We start from the raw sequence: 16986 nt of genomic DNA on the forward strand, positions 1-16986 counted from the left end.
CCTATCCCCGAACCACCGGACATGCCCTACACACCCACCGTTTCCGTCTTGGTCTCGCGCTCCAACTGCACATGCGCCCGCATCAGTTCACCGGGGTTGGTCTGTGCGGCGAGGAGGGAGAGCTCCCCGCACAGCACGGTCGCCGCCGCGATCACCGCGAGCCGGCGGGCGTTCTCCCCGGGCTCGCGCTCGACGCGGCAGCCGAGCCGGGCGAGGTTGGTCTCCACGAACTCGATGCCCTTGCCGTTGCCGACCGTGCCGACGATCAGGTTCGGCAGCGTGCAGGAGAAGTAGAGGTCGCCGTCGCGGTCCTCGGCCATGGTGACGCCCTGGGAGCCCTCGACGATGTTCGCCGCGTCCTGGCCGGTGGCCAGGTAGAAGCCGAGCAGCATGTTCGCGTAGTGGGCGTTGGCCGAGCGGATGCCGCCGGCGAGCAGGGTGCCGAGCATGTTCTTGCGGATGTTGAGCGTGACCACCTTGGCGGCGGTCGTGTGCAGCACGTCGGTGACCACGTCGCGCGGGATGAGGAGCTCCGTGACCACGTTCTTGCCGCGGCCGAGGATGCCGTTGATCGCGGTGGCCTTCTTGTCCGTGCAGTAGTTGCCGGAGATCGAGCCGTAGGAGATGCCCGGCACGGTCTGCAGCAGGTGGCGCAGGAGCGCGTCGGAGGCGAGCGTCGCCATGTTGTGCCCGGACGCGTCGCCGGTGACGAACTCGAAGCGGATGAAGAGCAGGTTGGCCGTGATCTCGTGCCGGATGTTGATCAGCTGGGCGAACCTGCTGCAGCCGCGCACCACGTCACGGAGTTCGTCGATCCGTGCCTCGATGGTCCGCGCTGCGGTGTACGCCGTCTGCGCGTCCGTCGCCTCGACCAGCACCGAGCGGGTCATCCGCTCGTCGACGAGGGTGGCGACGATGCCCTTCTCGGCCAGCATGGACACCTTGGCGCCGCGGCCCACGGAGGGCCACAGCGGTGTCTCGTAGGTGGCGAGCGGGACCTGGGTCTCGACGGTGGCGGTGTTGCCGGTGATGCGCAGGGGGCCGACCCAGCGCATGGGGACGCCGGCGATCGCGTGTGTCTCGGTCATCGGGTGCTTCCCGTCAGTTCGTGGAGGGATTCGACGATGCGGGAACGCTGGGCGAACTGCCGCGTCTCGATGCCTCGGTCTGTGCAGAATTCACGGAGCTCGCCGTGGATCAGCAGGTCGCAGCGGGTCAGTTCGGCGGGCGTGCGCGCGCCGAGCATGGTCTGCAGTGCCGCCAGTTGGTCGAGCCAGGAGGAGATCTGCGCGATCAGCGCGGAGATACCCTCGTCCTTGAGCGTGCGGAGGAATCCGCCGGAGACGCCGACGCCGGACGCGCCGAGCGCCAGGGCGCGGGCCACGTCGAGGGCGTGGCGGACGCCGCCGGAGGCGAGTACGGGGATACCGACGTCCTGGGTGTCCAGAAGGCAGGCGGCGGTGGACTGGCCCCAGCCGTGCAGGAAGGAGTACTCGGCCAGCTCCCGCCGGCCGTTCTCGATGCGGGCGAAGTCCGTGCCGCCCCGGCCGCCGAGGTCGGCGACCTGCACGCCGAGGCTCTCCAGGAGCAAGACGGTCTCACGGCTCAGACCGTTGCCGACCTCCTTGACGATCACCGGGACGGGGACGGCCGCGGCGATCTTCTCGATCTGCGGGACCCAGGAGGAGAAGGACCGGTCGCCCTCCGGCATCGGTGTTTCCTGCGCGGTGTTGACGTGGATCTGCAGGGCGTCGGCCCGCACCAGGTCGATGGCGCGCCGCACGTTGTCGACGGAGGCCGTCGCGTTGACGTTGGCCAGGACGAACCCGTCCGGGTTCTCCTTGCGGAGCACGCTGAACGTGTCGGCGCAGGAGGGGTCCTTGAAGTACGCGCTCATGGAGCCGGAGGCGACGGCGACGCCGGTCTCGCGGGCGGCGATGGCCAGGTCCCGGTTGATGACGCCGGTGTTGACGCTGCCACCGGTCATCGCGTTGATGTAGAGCGGCACCGGCCAGGAGATGCCGGCGAAGGTCGTGGCCAGGGACACGTCCGGCCGGTCGATGCCGGCCAGGGCGTGGTGGATGAACGACACCTCGTCGAACTGGTTGTGTCCGGTGTGCTGGCGCTGGTGCTCGACGGCGAGCCGGACGTGATCGTCCTTGCGTTGAGAGATCATTCCTCGTTCCCTTCCATGGCGGGACGGATCGGCAAGGGCCGCACCCCCGCCGTGGTCCACCGTTTCCGTACGTGGGCGATGTCCAGTGGCGCCCCGGCGTCGAGCAGCGCGATGCCGCAGTCGCCGCCGCCCGCCCCCGAGGGCTTGGCCGCGCCGCCGGCGTCTTCGGCGGCGGCGCACAGCGCGGTGAGCCGGGGGGTGAAGATGCCGAGCCCGACCTCGTCGTCGAGGCGCGCCAGTTCCTGCCGGGCGCGCCGGATCTGCCGCAGCAGGTCGTCGCCGTCGCCCCGTTCCAATGCGTCGATCGAGGCACGCACGAAGTCGCCGGAGGTCTCGATGAACCGTTCGTGGGAGGCGCTGCCCCGCCAGGTCCGCCGGTCCAGGTCCGAGACGAGGGACGAGGTGGAGGCGGGTGTCCCGGTCCAGCCGACCTCCAGGGTGAGGCCCTTGGGCGGCGGCAGGGTGCGTACGTCGTGACCGGGCCAGCGCTCGCGCAGGGCGGCCTCGATCCCCGCGGTGCGGGCCAGGTCGAGGACGGCGGTCCTGTCGGGTGCCCGGTAGGCGATCCATCCGCCCCAGGTGGCGGCGGCGAGGTCGCCGCCGGAGGCCTTGGCCTCGATGCCCGCCGTGGCGAGCATCGCGAGCCGGTAGCGGGCGTCGGCCGGCAGGTCGAGGCCGCAGAAGGCGGCCATGGCGGCGACGGTGCCCACGGTGACGGCACCGCTCGATCCGAACCCGAACTTCGTGCCGTTCTCGTGCAGTTCGCTGGTGACGGAGATGTCGAGCGCGGGTGCGGGGAGGCCGCGCTCGGCGAGCAGCAGGCCGACGGTTTCGACGGCCGCCGCGACGTGGGCGAACCCCTCCCGCAGGGCCCGCTCGTCCGCCGGGTCGCGGCCGTGGAGCCGGCCGTCTTGCCACCGGCAGTGTGCCGGTCGCGCGGCGAGGTCGGAGGAGAGGACGACGCCGGGTTCGCCGGGGTCGGACACGGTGACGGTGACGTACCGGTCGACGGCGACGAGGATCGCCGCGTTGCCCGGCTCCACCACCGCGTACTCGCCCGCGACGAACAGTTTGCCCGGCGCTCGCCTGACGACCGTCGGGCGAGCGGTCATCGCCCGTCCCCGGTCAGCAGCCGGGCGCCAGGGCCGGGGCGGGCGATGTGGATGGCGCCGCCCTGGGCGGCACCGCGTACGACGTCGGCCACGCGGTCGGCGTCCGCGTTGCGGCAGAGCACCTTCACGTTCGGCCCGGCGTCCATGGTCGCGTAGGCGGCGATGCCGTCGCGGCGCAGCTGCAGCACGCCGTCGAGCACGGTGAGGGTGGCCGGCGAGAGGTAGCGCACGGCGGGGCGGGCCGCCAGCATCGTGGCGTGCATGCCCAGCGCGTTGCGTTCGGCGATCTCGCCGACGGCTTCGAGGTCGCCGCGGCCGAGGGCCTGTCGCATGTCGGCCAGGTCGTCCTTGCTGGAGACGGCCCACGGCTCGAAGAGCGGGGAGGTGTCGACGGTGCGGCGCATGGCGGCGCGGCTCGACACGTCCTTGGGTCCGGCATTGACGACGGCGACGACCAGGGCGGGGTCGATGGGGCCGGTGGGGACGGGCTCGGCGTACGAGCTGAGGTCGGCCTCCTCCTCCGTGCCCGTAGCCCGTCCCGCGTGCCAGACGACGAAGTCGCCGAAGAGGGAGCGGGAGGCGGAGCCGGAGCCGCGCCGGGCGAGCCGGGAGAGCGCGGTGGCGTCGAGGTCCATGCCGTAGGCGGCGGCCGCGGCGACGGCCAGGGCGGCGAAGCCGCTGGCCGACGAAGCGAGGCCGGCGCCGGTGGGGACGGTGTTCTCGCTCTCGACGACGGCCCGGTGGCCGAGGCCGGACCGTTCGCGGACGAGGTCGAGGAAGGTGACGATGCGCCGGCGCGCCTCGCCCTCCGCCGGGCGGCCGCCGAGGGTCACCTCGTCGTGGCCGGCCTCGGGGGCCCGGCGCACGGTGGTGGTCGTCGGGAAGATGTCGAGGGTCATCGACAGGCTGTCGGTGCGCGGCAGGATGAGCCGCTCGTCGCGCTTGCCCCAGTACTTGATGAGGGCGATGTTCGGGTGCGCCACGGCGGTGGCGCGGCCCGCCGTGTCCTGTCCCGCGGAGCGCACCGCCGTGGCCAGCTGTTCAGACGTCATGACCGACAAACCCCCTGAGTGGTACGACCCATGTCTGTGTGGCGCCGGCCTCGTGCAGCTGTCTGGTGACCGCGCCGGCCTGTTCCGACTGGGTCAGTGCGATGACGCAGCCGCCCATCCCGCCGCCGGTGATCTTCGCGCCGAGGCTGCCCGCCGCGAGCGCGGCGCCGACCAGCGTGTCGATGCGGTCGGTGCTCAACCGGGCGGCGGAGAGCAGTTCGTGATACTCCGAAAGGCGCGAGCCGAGCTCCTCGGGTTTGCCGTCGGCCAGCGCGTAGCGCGCCTCGTCGGTCAGTTCGGTGGCCCGGCGCACGAAGCGCTCCTGCGCCCCGGCGTGCCGCTCGAAGCCCTTGCGCAGCAGGGTGACGGCGTCCTTGGTGCGGCCCACCTCGCCGCTGTCGGCGATGATGAACAACCCGTCGCAGCCGACGGGCAGTTCCTCCACCTCGCCGGCCCGGAAGAGCAGGGGCACGGAGGAGCCGACGGCACGTGCGTCGACGCCGCTGGCCCGGCCGTGCGTCACGTTCTCCGCCGTCTGCACGAGTTCGAACGCGGCCTGCGGTGTGATCTCCCGCTCGAACAGGTCGGCCAGTGCGAGGACGACGGCCCGCGCGCAGGCCGCGCTGGATCCGAGGCCCCGGCCGGGCGGGACCGCGCAGTCCAGGAGTATGTCGAGGTGCACGTCGTCGGGTACGTCCGAGGTGGCCCGGAATTCGGCGATCAGCCGCCGCAGCCCTTCGGACGCCTGGGTCGAGACGGGCCGCAGCGGGGATCCCGTCATCGTCAGGGAGACGCCCTCCGTGTCGCCCGGGGGCCGCTCGGACCATCCCGCGCTCGCGGTGATGGCCAGTTGCGGCACGGGCAGCGCGAGCGCCGGGGCGCCGTACACCACCGCGTGCTCCCCCAGCACGATGGCCTTCGCGTGGGCGCGGCCCACGCCGACCGTGCGAGACCGGCTCATTCCTGACACCCCCTGCGCCGAGGTCGGTGTCGTCAACGCGCTCAACTCCCCATGTCTGTTCTGCATCGAGATAGCAACATCCGTAGTTCTGGAAGAAATGACGCCTGCCTGACACCGTGAGAACGCGGCGGTGCGAGGAATCGACACGCGGCGGATTCCGGGAGACCGGCCGAAGGCCGTCTCCGGTTCTGGACATGCCTGTGAGCCCCGCCCGCGAAAGGGGGGCATACGTCACGCATGAGATGAGTTACGAAGGGAATCGGTACTGCACGGCGCGTGGGCTCTGGCTCGCCCGGACGGACCGGCGGCTACGCGCTCAACCCCCGGCCTCGCGGCGGGTTTTGGGCAGAGTCGGCGTGCGGAAATAGTGACACGGCCGCAACCCGCCAGCCAACCCCTCCCCGAAGTGACGCGGGTCACACGCGGCCCGCGCCGGGGCGGGCCGCGCTCGGACTCACGCGTACTGGCAGACGTCCCGCCGCAGATACGACCCGTGGCCCGCGTGCCCCTTGTAGACCCGGCCGTCGATGACCGGGACGCCGCGGGAGAGCACGGTCTCCACCCGTCCCGTCACGCGCTTGCCCTCGTACGCCGAGTAGTCGACGTTCATGTGGTGGGTCTGCGCCGAGATGGTCTGCTCGGCGTGCGGGTCGTAGATGACGATGTCCGCGTCTGCGCCCGGTGCGATCGTGCCCTTCCGGGGGTACAGGCCGAACATGCGGGCCGGTGTCGCGCAGGCGACCTCGATCCAGCGGCGCCGGCCGATGTGTCCGTCCACGACGGCCTGGTGCAGCAGGTCCATGCGGTTCTCGACGCCCGGCATGCCGTTGGGGATCTTCGAGAAGTCGTCGCGGCCCAGCTCCTTCTGCCCCTTGAAACAGAACGGGCAGTGGTCGGTGGAGACCACCTGCAGATCGTTGGTGCGGAGCCCGCGCCACAGCACCGCCTGGTGCTCGCGCGGCCGCAGTGGCGTCGAGCAGACGTACTTCGCGCCCTCGAAGTCGGGCTCCGCGAGGTTGTCGGTGGACAGGAAGAGGTACTGGGGGCAGGTCTCACCGAAGACCGGCAGGCCCTCGTCACGGGCCCGGGTCAGTTCGGCGACGGCTTCCTGCGCCGACACGTGCACCACGTACAGCGGGGCGCCCGCCACCTGGCTCAGCTTGATGACCCGGTGCGTCGCCTCGGCCTCCAGGAGCGCCTTTCTGACCTCGCCGTGATGGCGCGGGTCGCGCTCGCCGCGCGCCAGCGCCTGCTCCACCAGCACGTCGATCGCGAGGCCGTTCTCGGCGTGCGTCATCACCAGGCCGCCGTTGGAGCCCGCCCGCTGCATCGCCCGCAGGATCTGTCCGTCGTCGGAGAGGAAGACGCCGGGGTAGGCGGTGAAGAGCTTGAACGAGGTGACGCCGGCCGTGACGAGCCGGTCCATCTCCTTGAGCGAGGACGCGTTCACGTCGGACATGATCATGTGGAAGCCGTAGTCGACGGCGCACCGCCCGGCGGCCTTCTCGTGCCAGGCATCGAGCCCCTCGGCGAGCGTCCCGCCCTTGGGCTGGATGGCGAAGTCGATGATGGTGGTCGTGCCGCCCCAGGCCGCGGCACGGGTGCCCGTCTCGAAGGTGTCCGAGGCGAGCGTGCCGCCGAACGGCATCTCCATGTGCGTATGGGCGTCGACGCCACCGGGGATCACGTACTTCCCGGTGGCGTCGATCACGCGGTCGGCGCTCCAGCCGTGGCTCTCGCGGGTGGCGAGGGCCACGACCCGGCCGTCCTCCACCAGTACGTCGACGGGGAGTTCGTCGGAGGCCGTGATGACCAGGCCGCCGGTGATCAAGGTGCGGTTGCTCATGTGGTGCGCTCCTTTTCCTGCGGGCCCGCGAAGGCCGTACGTACGGGGAGAACGGGCCGGAACGGCCCTGCAGGGCCCTCAGGCGGCCCGCAGCGCCCGTTCGAGGATGGCGGCGCCCTCCTCCGCCTCCGCGACGGTCAGCGAGAGCGGTGGGGCGATGCGCAGCACGCTGGTGTCGTGCCCGCCGCCCTTGCCGATGAGCAGCCCGCCGTCGCGGGCGGCCTCCAGGACGGCGGCGGCCGCCCGGGGGTTGGGCCGGTCCGTGCCGGGCTCGACCAGCTCGATGCCGATCATCAGGCCGCGCCCGCGCACCTCGCGCACGACGGGCAGCTGGGCGCAGATCGCCCGCAGCCGCTCGATGAGGAGTCCGCCGACGCGGCGCGCGTTGCCCTGGAGGTCGTGCTCCAGGAGGTACGCGAGGTTGGCGAGACCGGCCGCCATGGTGACCGGGGAGCCGCCGAACGTCGAGATGGAGTTGGCGTCCAGGGAGTTCATCACCTCGGCGCGGGCGACGACACCGCCGATCGCCATGCCGTTGCCGATGCCCTTGGCGAAGGTGAGGATGTCGGGCGGGCCGCCGGCCGCGTGTGCCTGCCAGCCCCAGAAGTGCTCGCCGGTGCGGCCCCAGCCGGTCTGCACCTCGTCGGAGATCCACAGGATGCCGTGCTCGTCCAGGACTTCGCGGAAGGCGGCGTAGAGGCCGTCGGGCGGTGAGGTGAAGCCGCCCACGCCCTGGATGGGCTCGGCGATCAGTGCCGCCACTCCCCCGCGGCTCTGCCCGAGCATGTCCCGCAGGTCGGCCACGCAGGCGGCGGTGAACTCGGCGTCGTTCAGGGCGGCATACGGTCCGCGGCTGCGGACGCCGCCGTGCACGTACAGCGTCTGGAGCGGCGAGAGGCTCGTCGGCGACCAGGACTGGTTGCCGGTGATGCCGACGGTGGTGAAGGAGCGGCCGTGGTAGCTGTTGCGCATCGCCAGGATCTGGTTCGAGCGCCGGTGGGCGGTGGCGAGCAGCAGCGCCGCGTCGTTGGCCTCGGTGCCGGAGGTGGTGAAGAAGACGCGGGCGTCGGGGATGCCGGACAACGCCGCGACACGCTCGGCGAGTTCGACCATCGGGCGGTTGAGGTAGAGGGTCGAGGAGTGGATGATCCGGGCGGCCTGTTCGCTCACCGCCTTGGTGACCTCGGGCAGGGCGTGCGCCGTCATGGTGGTGAGGATGCCGCCGAAGAAGTCGAGGTACCGGGTGCCGTCGGCGGCCCACACGTGGCGGCCCTCACCGTGGGTGAGTTCGATGGGCCGCTGGTAGTAGAGCGCGAGCCAGTCGGGCAGCACGGCCCGGTGGCGGTCGTACAGGTCGGTCACGGTTGCACCAGTCCTTCGTAGGCGTCGGGGCGGCGGTCGCGGTAGAACGCCCACTGGTGGCGTACTTCCTCGATGAGGCCGAGGTCGAGGTCCCGCACGACGAGCTCTTCGGCCTTGTCGCTCGCCGGTTCGCCGACGAACCGGCCGCGGGGGTCGACGAAGTAGCTGGTGCCGTAGAAGTCGTTGTCGCCGTACTCCTCCTGGCCGACGCGGTTGATCGCGGCGACGAAGTACTCGTTGGCGACGGCGGCCGCGGGCTGTTCCAGCTGCCAGAGGTGGGCGGAGAGACCGCGTGAGGTGGCGGAGGGGTTGTAGACGATCTGGGCGCCGTTCAGGCCCAACTGCCGCCACCCTTCCGGGAAGTGGCGGTCGTAGCAGATGTAGACGCCGACCTTGCCGACGGCGGTGTCGAAGACCGGCCAGCCGACGTTGCCCGGCTTGAAGTAGTACTTCTCCCAGAACCCCTTGACCTGGGGGATGTGGTGTTTGCGGTACTTGCCGAGGTAGCTGCCGTCGGCGTCGATCACGGCCGCGGTGTTGTAGTAGAAGCCGGACTGCTCGACCTCGAAGACGGGGACCACGATGACCATGCCGGTGTCGCGGGCGAGCGCCTGCATGCGGGTCACGGTCGGGCCGTCCGGGACGGGCTCGGCCCAGCGGTAGTGCTCGGGCTCCTGGACCTGGCAGAAGTAGGGGGCGTTGAAGACCTCCTGGAACCCGATGACCTTCGCCCCCTGGCGGGCCGCCTCGCGGGCGTGCTCCTCATGCTTGGCGATCATGGATTCGGTGTCGCCCGTCCAGGTTGCCTGGACCAGTGCGGCGCGTACGACGTTGACCATGAGCTGCTCCTTCGCGGGTCCTTGAGAGGACGTCAGAGAGCTTCTACGCACGTAGACTTGCTGCGTGGATTAGGAGAACGTAAGCCTCCGCCGAGGGGCTGAGCAAGACCATCGCCGTCAACCGGCGGAGTCGATCATGTTTCGCACCCGAGCGGGCGAGAAACGGGCGCGAAGCGGTACGGGAGAGGCACCGGAGCGGGCGTCGGAGCGGCCCGGCTCAGGCGCTGAACCCCGCCACCCGCAGGGCGTGCACGAGGTCCCAGTGGTGTTCGTCGGAGACCTTCTTGGCCGTCTCCAGGAGTACGGGGATGAGCCGGTCGGGGTCGGAGTGGGCGCAGCGGGCCACGTCCTCGGGGGTGCGGACCCGCAGGTAGGAGTCGAGGAGCGCGCGGGCCTCCCGCTCGCGGCCCGCGTCCATCAGCGCGAGGATCGCCTCGGCTATCTCGGGGGCGGGACGCGCGACGCCCTGGCGCAGCAGCTTCCTGCAGTCGTCGGCGCGGCCCGCCCCGGCCAGCGCGTCCGCCAGCGCGACGAGCCGGCCGGGCGGCAGCGAGGCGGCCTCCCAGAGCAGGGTCGACCAGTCGGCGCCGAGGCCCGCGCGGTGCAGTTCGCCGGCGAAGAGGGGCAGCCGGGACGCGGGCCAGCCCGCGGCCTCGACGAGCACGCCGTGCGCCTCGCCGCTGCGGCCCTCGCCGCGGAGCCGGATGAGGTCCCGTACGGCCTCGGAGGTGGCGCGGGCGTCGGCTTCGGCACCGGTGGCGGCGTCCGCGTCGGCGGCGGCGTCCGTGGGGTGGGGCGCGGGGCCGGGTGACGGCACTGCGGACGCGAACCGTGCGCCGCGGGGCGTCTCGCGCGCGTGGGCCGGGGCGGACGCGGCGCCCGCGCCCCCCGCGCCCTCCGCGCCGCCGTCCGCGGAACCGGAGCCGGACCCGGACCCTGCTCCGGCGAACCGTGCGCCGCGCGGGCGCCGCCGGGACCGCTCGGACCGATCGGCACGTCCGGCACGTTCAGCCCGCTCGGGCTGCCCGGGCTGCCCTGCGAACGCTCCCGGCGCGGGCTCCTGCCTCGGTACGCCGAGTCCCTCGTCTCGCGCCCCGGCGTCGAACACGTCGACCGGTTCACCGGCGAAGCCGGCCACCGGCGCCCCGCCGAAGTCGCCGTCCGGCGCCGGCGTGCCGAGGTCGACCCACGACGGGCGCGCCGCCTCGGTCAGCCGGTCCATGCGCTCCTGGAGCTCGGCGCAGCGGGCGGTGGCCCGGTCGTGGTCGTCGCGCACCCAGGCGAGGTCGAGGGTGAGCCGGTCGATGTCGCCGGGGTCGGTCGCCGCGGTGAGCTGCCGGGTCAAATCCGCCTGCCGCTCCAGGGCGACCCGCTGCTCCCTGAGCATCATGTCGAGCCGGTCGCCGAGGAGTTCCAGGCCGCCGGGCCGCGCGTCGTACGCGTCGAGCGAGGCCCGGTGCAGGGCGCGGGCCAGCCCCGTCTCGCGCTCGGCCTCGGCCGTGCCCCGGTCCGCCGCGAGGTCGTGGAGCAGCGCCTGCACCACGTCCCAGGGCGGCACCTCGGCACCGTCGAGGCAGGCGCGCATGCCGTCGGGGTCCCGCTGCCAGAACACGCCGCACCAGCCCGACTCCTGGTCGAGCCGGCCGAGCAGTCCCCTCAAGTACCTTGCGAACTCCCGTACGTGGTCCGGGAGTTGTCCCACTGCCATCTGTTCAGCACCGCCCCGTGGAGACGTGGAGTCTTCCGGTGCGGAACATAACACCAGATGAGTTACGGGACGACTACATGCAGTTTTCCGCAGGCCACATCCGTCCGCGGAATCCGCGCGGTGCGCCCGGGGGCCGCGCCCCCGGACGCGCCGGCTCACTCGGCGGGGCGCACCACCATCGCCGATCCGCCGCCCCTGCGGACCTTCTCGGCGGCGGCGAGCCACCTGCCGTCGGGCAGCCGCTGCACGCCCGTGGCGGCGCCGATCTCGGGGTTCTGCTTGAAGGAGTGCCCGATCGACTCCAGTGACGTGCGCAGCGGGCTGTTCCAGAGGGCCGGTTCGAGCTCGGTCTGGGCCGCGTTGCGCTGGCTTGCGCGCGGTGCGGCGATGGCGTCGACCAGCGGCAGGCCCCGGTCGACGAAGCCCGTCAGGGTCTGCAGGACGGTGGTGACGATGGTGGCGCCGCCCGGCGAGCCAAGGGCCACCACCGGCTTGCCGTGCTTGAGCACGATCGTCGGGGCGATCGAGGAGCGCGGCCGCTTGCCGGGTCCGGGCAGGTTCGGGTCGTGCACCGCCGGGTCGGCGGGGGCGAAGGAGAAGTCGGTGAGTTCATTGTTGAGCAGGAAGCCGCGGCCGGGCACGGTGATGCCGCTGCCGCCGGTCGATTCGATGGTGAGGGTGTACGCGACGACGTTGCCCCACTTGTCGGCCGCCGTGAGGTGCGTGGTGTTCTCGCCCTCGTACGTGGTCGGGGCCGCCCCGTCACCCGTGCCGCACGCCCGGGGGTGGCGCGGGTCGCCGGGGGCGAGCGGGCTGTTCAGGACGGCGTCGTCCTTGATCAGGCACTCCCGCGAGTCGGCGAACCGCTGCGTGAGGAGCTGCTTGGTCGGTACGTCCTCGAAGGCGGGGTCGCCGACCCAGCGCCCGCGGTCGGCGAAGGCGACGCGGCTGGCCTCGATGTAGCGGTGCAGGTACTTCGTCTTCGACGCCTTGGAGAGGTCGGTGCGCTCCAGGATGTTGAGGGCCTCGCCGACGGTCGTACCGCCGGAGGAGGAGGGTGCCATGGAGTAGACGTCGAGGCCGCGGTAGGAGGCCTTGGTCGGCTTCTGCCGCTTCACCTCGTACGTCGCGAGGTCCTCGGTGGAGAGGTCGCCGGGCCGGACCACGCGGTCGGCGTCCGGGGCGACGGGTGGTTCGTTCACGGTCCGCACGATGTCCTTGGCGAGCCTGCCGCGGTAGAGCGCGCCCACGCCCTTGCGGCCCAGTTCGTCGTAGGTGCGGGCCAGGTCGGGGTTCTTGAAGGTCGAGCCGACCACCGGCAGCCTGCCGCCGGGCAGGAACAGCTTCGCCGTGGCGGGGAAGTCCGCGAACCGTTCCTGGTTCGACTCGGTCTGCGCGCGGAACGTCGGGTCGACGGTGAACCCGTGGCGCGCGAGCCGCTCGGCGGGCTTCAGGAGCGTGCGCAGGCTTCTGCTGCCCCAGGTGTCGAGCGCCTTCTGCCAGGTGGCGGGCGTGCCGGGGGTGCCGACGCCGAGGCCGCTGGTGACCGCGTCCGCGAACGGGATCGGCCGGCCGTTCTCCAGGAAGAGCCCGGAGTCGGCGGTGCGCGGCGCCGTCTCGCGGCCGTCGATGGTGCTGACCCGGTGGCTCTTGGCGTCGTAGTGGACGAAGTAGCCACCGCCGCCGACGCCCGCCGAGTACGGCTCGGTGACGCCGAGCGCGGCGGCGGTGGCGACGGCCGCGTCCACGGCGTTGCCGCCCTTGCGCAGGACCTCGATGCCGGCCGCCGATGCGTCCGGGTCGACACTGGCGACGGCGCCGCCGTATCCGACGGCGAGTGGTGTCTTGGCCGGTGTGCCCACCGCCGGGCGGGCGGATGCCGGTTCCGCTGAGCGCGTAGGCGAAGGGGGCGCGGCGGCCCCGACCGACACCAATACCCCTCCGACCGCCAATAGCGTCAGATTCCGTACGACAGCGCGACGCATTCGTACCTCCTGTCAACAACCGTCCGCGCAGCGTAACTTCGCGCGCGGCATCGCGTCAGGACCTCCTCGAACACCGATCCGGGGGCCCGCTAGCATGCGCCCCCATGACTGAAGACGTGCGGAACATCGTCCTCGGCCTGATCGTGGTCGGCATCGGCGCCGTCCTTGGCTGGCTCACCCGCGGCGCCCTGTGGAAGCGCAGGCTCCGCCGCAAGCAGGCCTTCTTCGGGCTGCCCGACAACTCCGAGTCGCTGCTCGTGGTCAACCGCGACGCGGGCGGTCCCGAGCTGATGGTGGTGCGCCAGGACGTGTTCGCGCTCATCGAGCTGGCCGCGGTGATCAAGGAGTGCGGTGCGCACGCCCAGGTCGTCGCGCACGACGCGGCCCAGCAGGGCTTCGGCGAGCGCACCGAGTTCTGCGTGGGATCGCCCGCGGCCAATCGCCGCATGGCCGCGCACATGCACTCCCTGCTGCCCGGCGTGCGGGTGAACACCGACCCCGAGCCGGTCCCCGACCGCGGCGCCTTCCAGATCGGCGCCGAGCGCTACCGCCTCGAGGCCGGCCTCACGGAGTACGTGATCCTGGCGCGGCTCACCGCGGACCGGAACCCGGACGCCAGACCCGTCTTCCTCTTCTGCGGCCAGCGCGCGGTGACCAGCCAGGCGGCCACCCGCTATCTGGCCCGCAACCACGAGAAGCTCGCCCGCAAGTACGGCGGCAACGCCTTCGTGCTGCTCCTGAAGATCGTCAATTCGCAGGCATACGGTCCCGACGTCGTCGAGCTCGTCGGCGACGTGACGCGCGAGGCGAGGACCCCGCTGCCCGCACCTGCCCGTGCCTCCCATCGCGCCAAGTAGCGCGGCCCTCACGGAGAGCCGCCACGATCCGGCTCCTTCTGTGACCTAGCGGGGAATTTCCGGACAACAGGCAACCCGTCCGGGCGATCTCCCCTCTCTCCGTGCAGTCCACATTCGCACGGAGGTAGTTTTCTTGACCCCCCAGAGCTCTTCGAGCCGCCGACGCCCCCTTCGCACCCGCCACGCGGCGGCCGCGGGCCTCGCGGTGCTCACCGCCGCCCTCACCGCCTGTTCGGGCGGCAGCGGCTCGTCCGGCGCCGCCGGGGCCGCCGAGAAACCGAAGATCTCGGTGAATCTCTCGGGGCAGCAGGCGAAGGCGGGCGGCCCGGTCACCGTGAAGCTGGCCGCCGGCAGGCTCAAGGAGGTGACGGTCGCCGACGACAAGGGCACGAAGCTGCCCGGCAAGGTGTCGGCGAACGGCACCACCTGGACCTCCCGGCGCACGGTGGCACCCGGCACCTCCTACCGGGTCGAGGCGAGCACCGACAAGGGCGGCACCGCGAAGTCGTCCTTCAGGACGGCCGCGCCCGGGAAGGTCAACAAGGTGACCCTCGCCCCCGGCAAGGACACCACCGTCGGCATCGCCCAGCCCCTGTCGATCACCTTCGACCACCCGGTGCGCAACAAGGCCGAGGTGGAGAAGAACCTCAAGGTGACGACGGAGAACGGCACCACGGGATCCTGGGGGTGGATCAAGAACTACGACGGCAAGGACCGCGTCGACTGGCGCCCCGAGAAGTACTGGAAGTCCGGTACGAAGGTGAAGCTGGACGCGAAGCTCAACGGCATCGACTCCGGCGGTGACGACTGGTTCGTGCGCGACTACGCCACCCGCTTCACCGTCGGCAGGAGCCAGGTCGTCAAGGTGAACCTGGACAGCAAGACGGCGACCCTCACGCGCGACGGCAAGACCGTGCGGACGCTCCCGATGTCGGCCGGCACCCCCGGCGGCGAGAAGGCCTCCTGGGGCGGCACCTCCGTCCTGATGTCGAAGGAGGGCACGATCAACATGCGCTCCGAGACGGTCGGGCTCTCCGGCAGCAACAGCTACAACAAGATGGTCGACGACTCGATGCGCCTGACCTGGTCGGGCATGTACGCGCACGCGGCGCCGTGGAACGCCTCGTACTTCGGGAACACCAACCACAGCTCGGGCTGCATCGGCATGAGCGACGGCGACGCGGGCTGGCTCTACGGCCAGGCCCAGATAGGCGACCCGTTCGAGGTCACCGGCAGCGGCTCGAAGGGTGTCCCGGACCCGGGCAACGGCTACGGCGAGTGGAACATCTCCTGGTCCGACTGGCAGGCGAAGAGCGCCCTGAAGTAGCGGCGGCGGCCTCAACTATCGTTACCCGGGCGTAACTTACCGACGGGTTACCCCCGGTAAAGGATCAGGTTACCGTCGGGTCACTTTGCACTTTCAACGAGTGAGGAAGTGACCCGTGAGAGCTCCGCACCCGCACCGGGCCCCGCGCACGACCACCGCGGGCGCCGTCTGCGCGACCCTCGTCGCCGGCGCCGCCCTCGGTCTCGCCCCGACGGCGCAGGCGGCCCCGCCCGCCGCGCCGCCGGCCGCGGGCTCCGGCACCTTTGGCGCCTCTGCCGATGTGCGCTTCGTCGACATCCCCGGTGACGGCGGCACCGTCCTCAAGGCCAACGTCTTCACCCCCAAGGACGCGGGGGCCGGGGCGCGGTACCCCTCGATCGTGCTGCCCACCAGCTGGGCCATGCCCCAGATCGAGTACGTCGCCCAGGCCCAGAAGCTCGCCGACTCCGGCTATGTCGTGGTCAGTTACAACTCGCGCGGCTTCTGGCAGTCCGGCGGTGAGATCGAGACCGCAGGGCCCGAGGACATCGCCGACGCCTCCAAGGTCATCGACTGGACCCTCGCCCACACCCCGGCCGACCCGTCGAAGGTCGGCATGGCGGGCGTCTCGTACGGCGCGGGCATCAGCCTGCTCGCCGCCGGCCACGACAAGCGGGTCAAGGCCGTCGCCGCGCTCAGCGGCTGGGGCGACCTCATCGACTCGATCTACAGCGGCCGCACCCAGCACAGCCAGGCCGCCGCCCTGCTCGGCGGCGCGGGCGCGCTCACCGGCCGCCCGAGCGCCGAACTGCAGGAGACGCTCAAGGACTTCCTCGGGTCCAACCTCGACAAGGAGGACGAGATGATCGCCTGGGGCGCCAAGCGCTCCCCCGCGACCCACCTCGACCGGATCAACGAGAACGGCGCCGCCATCATGCTCGGCAACGCCTGGGGCGACACCCTCTTCCCGCCCAACCAGTACGCCGAGTTCTACGAGCGTCTGACCGGCCCCAAGCGCCTGGAGTTCCGCCCCGGCGACCACGCCACGGCCGAGGCCACCGGCCTGCTCGGTCTGCCCAACGACACCTGGACCTCCACCCGGCGCTGGTTCGACCACTACCTCAAGGGCGCGGAGAACGGCATCGAGGACGAGCAGCCCGTCCAGCTCAAGTCGCGCTCCGACGGCGGCTACGAGGGCTACCCCGACTGGAAGTCGGTCGGCCCCACCCGCGAGAAGATCGCGATGGCCGGGACCACCACGATCCACACCAACGTCGACTCGGGCGCCAATGGCGGCATCGCCATCCTCTCCAACGCCCTCGACCAGTTCCTGAAGATCCCGCCGATGGCCTCGGTGCCGCTGCTCCCGCGCCGCTACACCGGCGTCTGGCAGTCGGAGCGGTACGCGAGCGCCCAGCGCGTGCGCGGGACGGTGAAGGTGCACACGACGCTCACCGGCACCAAGGAGAGCGGCACCCTCGTCGCGTACCTCTACGACGTGGGCCCGCTCGGCCTCGGCAAGCTGGTCAGCAACGCGCCGTACACCTTCCACGGCAAGACGCCGGGAAAGCCGTTCGGCGTGGACCTGGAGCTGTTCTCCACGGCCTACGACGTACCGGCAGGGCACAAGCTCGCCCTGGTCGTCGACACGGTCGACCCGCTCTACATCGAGCACAACCCGACCGGCGCGCAGCTGACCTTCTCCTCACCGGCGACGGACCCGTCGTACGTGTCCGTTCCCCTGCGCGAGCAGTGATCTCCGGCTGCTGCCGGGCCGGGCAT

13 protein-coding genes are annotated in these 16986 nt (G+C 71.6%); 3 read left to right on the plus strand and 10 right to left on the minus strand.

Features of this window, described 5'->3' with window-relative positions; translation table 11 throughout:
* Positions 1 to 26 precede the first annotated feature (26 nt).
* From ACZ7DY_RS19035 to ggt, 10 genes are all read right to left on the minus strand, one after another.
* Positions 27 to 1088: a hydroxymethylglutaryl-CoA reductase gene (locus ACZ7DY_RS19035; protein WP_471136745.1), complete on the minus strand. Its 1062-nt coding sequence runs from the start codon at positions 1086 to 1088 to the stop codon at positions 27 to 29.
* Positions 1085 to 2176, minus strand: coding sequence for a type 2 isopentenyl-diphosphate Delta-isomerase (fni, locus tag ACZ7DY_RS19040; protein WP_471136747.1), 1092 nt, complete (start codon positions 2174 to 2176; stop codon positions 1085 to 1087). The genes ACZ7DY_RS19035 and fni overlap by 4 nt, the downstream gene beginning before the upstream one ends.
* The gene (locus ACZ7DY_RS19045) at positions 2173 to 3288 is read right to left on the minus strand and encodes a phosphomevalonate kinase (protein WP_471136748.1); all 1116 of its coding nucleotides are present in this window, start codon (positions 3286 to 3288) and stop codon (positions 2173 to 2175) included. Before ACZ7DY_RS19045 ends, fni begins: the two co-directional genes overlap by 4 nt.
* Complete coding sequence (gene mvaD / locus ACZ7DY_RS19050) at positions 3285 to 4340, minus strand: diphosphomevalonate decarboxylase (RefSeq protein WP_471136750.1); 1056 nt, start codon at positions 4338 to 4340, stop codon at positions 3285 to 3287. The genes ACZ7DY_RS19045 and mvaD overlap by 4 nt, the downstream gene beginning before the upstream one ends.
* Positions 4330 to 5301 carry a mevalonate kinase gene (gene mvk, locus ACZ7DY_RS19055; RefSeq protein WP_471136752.1) on the minus strand — a complete coding sequence of 324 codons (972 nt, stop codon included), beginning with the start codon at positions 5299 to 5301 and terminating at the stop codon, positions 4330 to 4332. Before mvk ends, mvaD begins: the two co-directional genes overlap by 11 nt.
* 454 nt (positions 5302 to 5755) lie before the next feature.
* Complete coding sequence (gene hydA, locus ACZ7DY_RS19060) at positions 5756 to 7147, minus strand: dihydropyrimidinase (RefSeq protein ID WP_471136754.1); 1392 nt, start codon at positions 7145 to 7147, stop codon at positions 5756 to 5758.
* A gap of 78 nt (positions 7148 to 7225) precedes the next feature.
* Positions 7226 to 8509 (minus strand): aspartate aminotransferase family protein, encoded by a 1284-nt coding sequence (locus ACZ7DY_RS19065; protein WP_471136756.1) that lies wholly within the window; start codon positions 8507 to 8509, stop codon positions 7226 to 7228.
* Positions 8506 to 9348: a nitrilase-related carbon-nitrogen hydrolase gene (locus ACZ7DY_RS19070; protein ID WP_471136758.1), complete on the minus strand. Its 843-nt coding sequence runs from the start codon at positions 9346 to 9348 to the stop codon at positions 8506 to 8508. Before ACZ7DY_RS19070 ends, ACZ7DY_RS19065 begins: the two co-directional genes overlap by 4 nt.
* A gap of 217 nt (positions 9349 to 9565) precedes the next feature.
* The gene (locus tag ACZ7DY_RS19075) at positions 9566 to 11056 is read right to left on the minus strand and encodes a hypothetical protein (RefSeq protein ID WP_471136760.1); all 1491 of its coding nucleotides are present in this window, start codon (positions 11054 to 11056) and stop codon (positions 9566 to 9568) included.
* Between the two features lie 155 nt (positions 11057 to 11211).
* The gene (gene ggt, locus ACZ7DY_RS19080) at positions 11212 to 13041 is read right to left on the minus strand and encodes a gamma-glutamyltransferase (RefSeq protein WP_471136761.1); all 1830 of its coding nucleotides are present in this window, start codon (positions 13039 to 13041) and stop codon (positions 11212 to 11214) included.
* A 104-nt stretch (positions 13042 to 13145) separates the two neighbouring features.
* Between ggt and ACZ7DY_RS19085 the strand changes: the two genes are divergently transcribed.
* The 3 genes from ACZ7DY_RS19085 (at position 13146) to ACZ7DY_RS19095 (ending at position 16960) form a co-directional block, all read left to right on the plus strand.
* Entirely contained in the window at positions 13146 to 13898 is a 753-nt protein-coding gene (locus ACZ7DY_RS19085) for a hypothetical protein (RefSeq protein ID WP_471136763.1), read from the plus strand.
* A gap of 133 nt (positions 13899 to 14031) precedes the next feature.
* Positions 14032 to 15225: a L,D-transpeptidase gene (locus tag ACZ7DY_RS19090; RefSeq protein ID WP_471136765.1), complete on the plus strand. Its 1194-nt coding sequence runs from the start codon at positions 14032 to 14034 to the stop codon at positions 15223 to 15225.
* Positions 15226 to 15340: 115 nt separating this feature from the next.
* On the plus strand, positions 15341 to 16960 hold the full coding sequence (locus ACZ7DY_RS19095) for a CocE/NonD family hydrolase (protein ID WP_471136767.1): 1620 nt from the start codon (positions 15341 to 15343) through the stop codon (positions 16958 to 16960).
* Positions 16961 to 16986 lie beyond the last annotated feature (26 nt).

Source organism: Streptomyces sp. NPDC037013, from assembly GCF_055607265.1.

Bases quoted from the DNA above. Each gene is read 5' to 3' on its own strand.
- ACZ7DY_RS19035 (WP_471136745.1), bottom strand. From the start codon at position 1,088: ATGACCGAGACACACGCGATCGCCGGCGTCCCCATGCGCTGGGTCGGC.
- fni (WP_471136747.1), bottom strand. From the start codon at position 2,176: ATGATCTCTCAACGCAAGGACGATCACGTCCGGCTCGCCGTCGAGCAC.
- ACZ7DY_RS19045 (WP_471136748.1), bottom strand. From the start codon at position 3,288: ATGACCGCTCGCCCGACGGTCGTCAGGCGAGCGCCGGGCAAACTGTTC.
- mvaD (WP_471136750.1), bottom strand. From the start codon at position 4,340: ATGACGTCTGAACAGCTGGCCACGGCGGTGCGCTCCGCGGGACAGGAC.
- mvk (WP_471136752.1), bottom strand. From the start codon at position 5,301: ATGAGCCGGTCTCGCACGGTCGGCGTGGGCCGCGCCCACGCGAAGGCC.
- hydA (WP_471136754.1), bottom strand. From the start codon at position 7,147: ATGAGCAACCGCACCTTGATCACCGGCGGCCTGGTCATCACGGCCTCC.
- ACZ7DY_RS19070 (WP_471136758.1), bottom strand. From the start codon at position 9,348: ATGGTCAACGTCGTACGCGCCGCACTGGTCCAGGCAACCTGGACGGGC.
- ACZ7DY_RS19075 (WP_471136760.1), bottom strand. From the start codon at position 11,056: ATGGCAGTGGGACAACTCCCGGACCACGTACGGGAGTTCGCAAGGTAC.
- ggt (WP_471136761.1), bottom strand. From the start codon at position 13,041: ATGCGTCGCGCTGTCGTACGGAATCTGACGCTATTGGCGGTCGGAGGG.
- ACZ7DY_RS19085 (WP_471136763.1), top strand. From the start codon at position 13,146: ATGACTGAAGACGTGCGGAACATCGTCCTCGGCCTGATCGTGGTCGGC.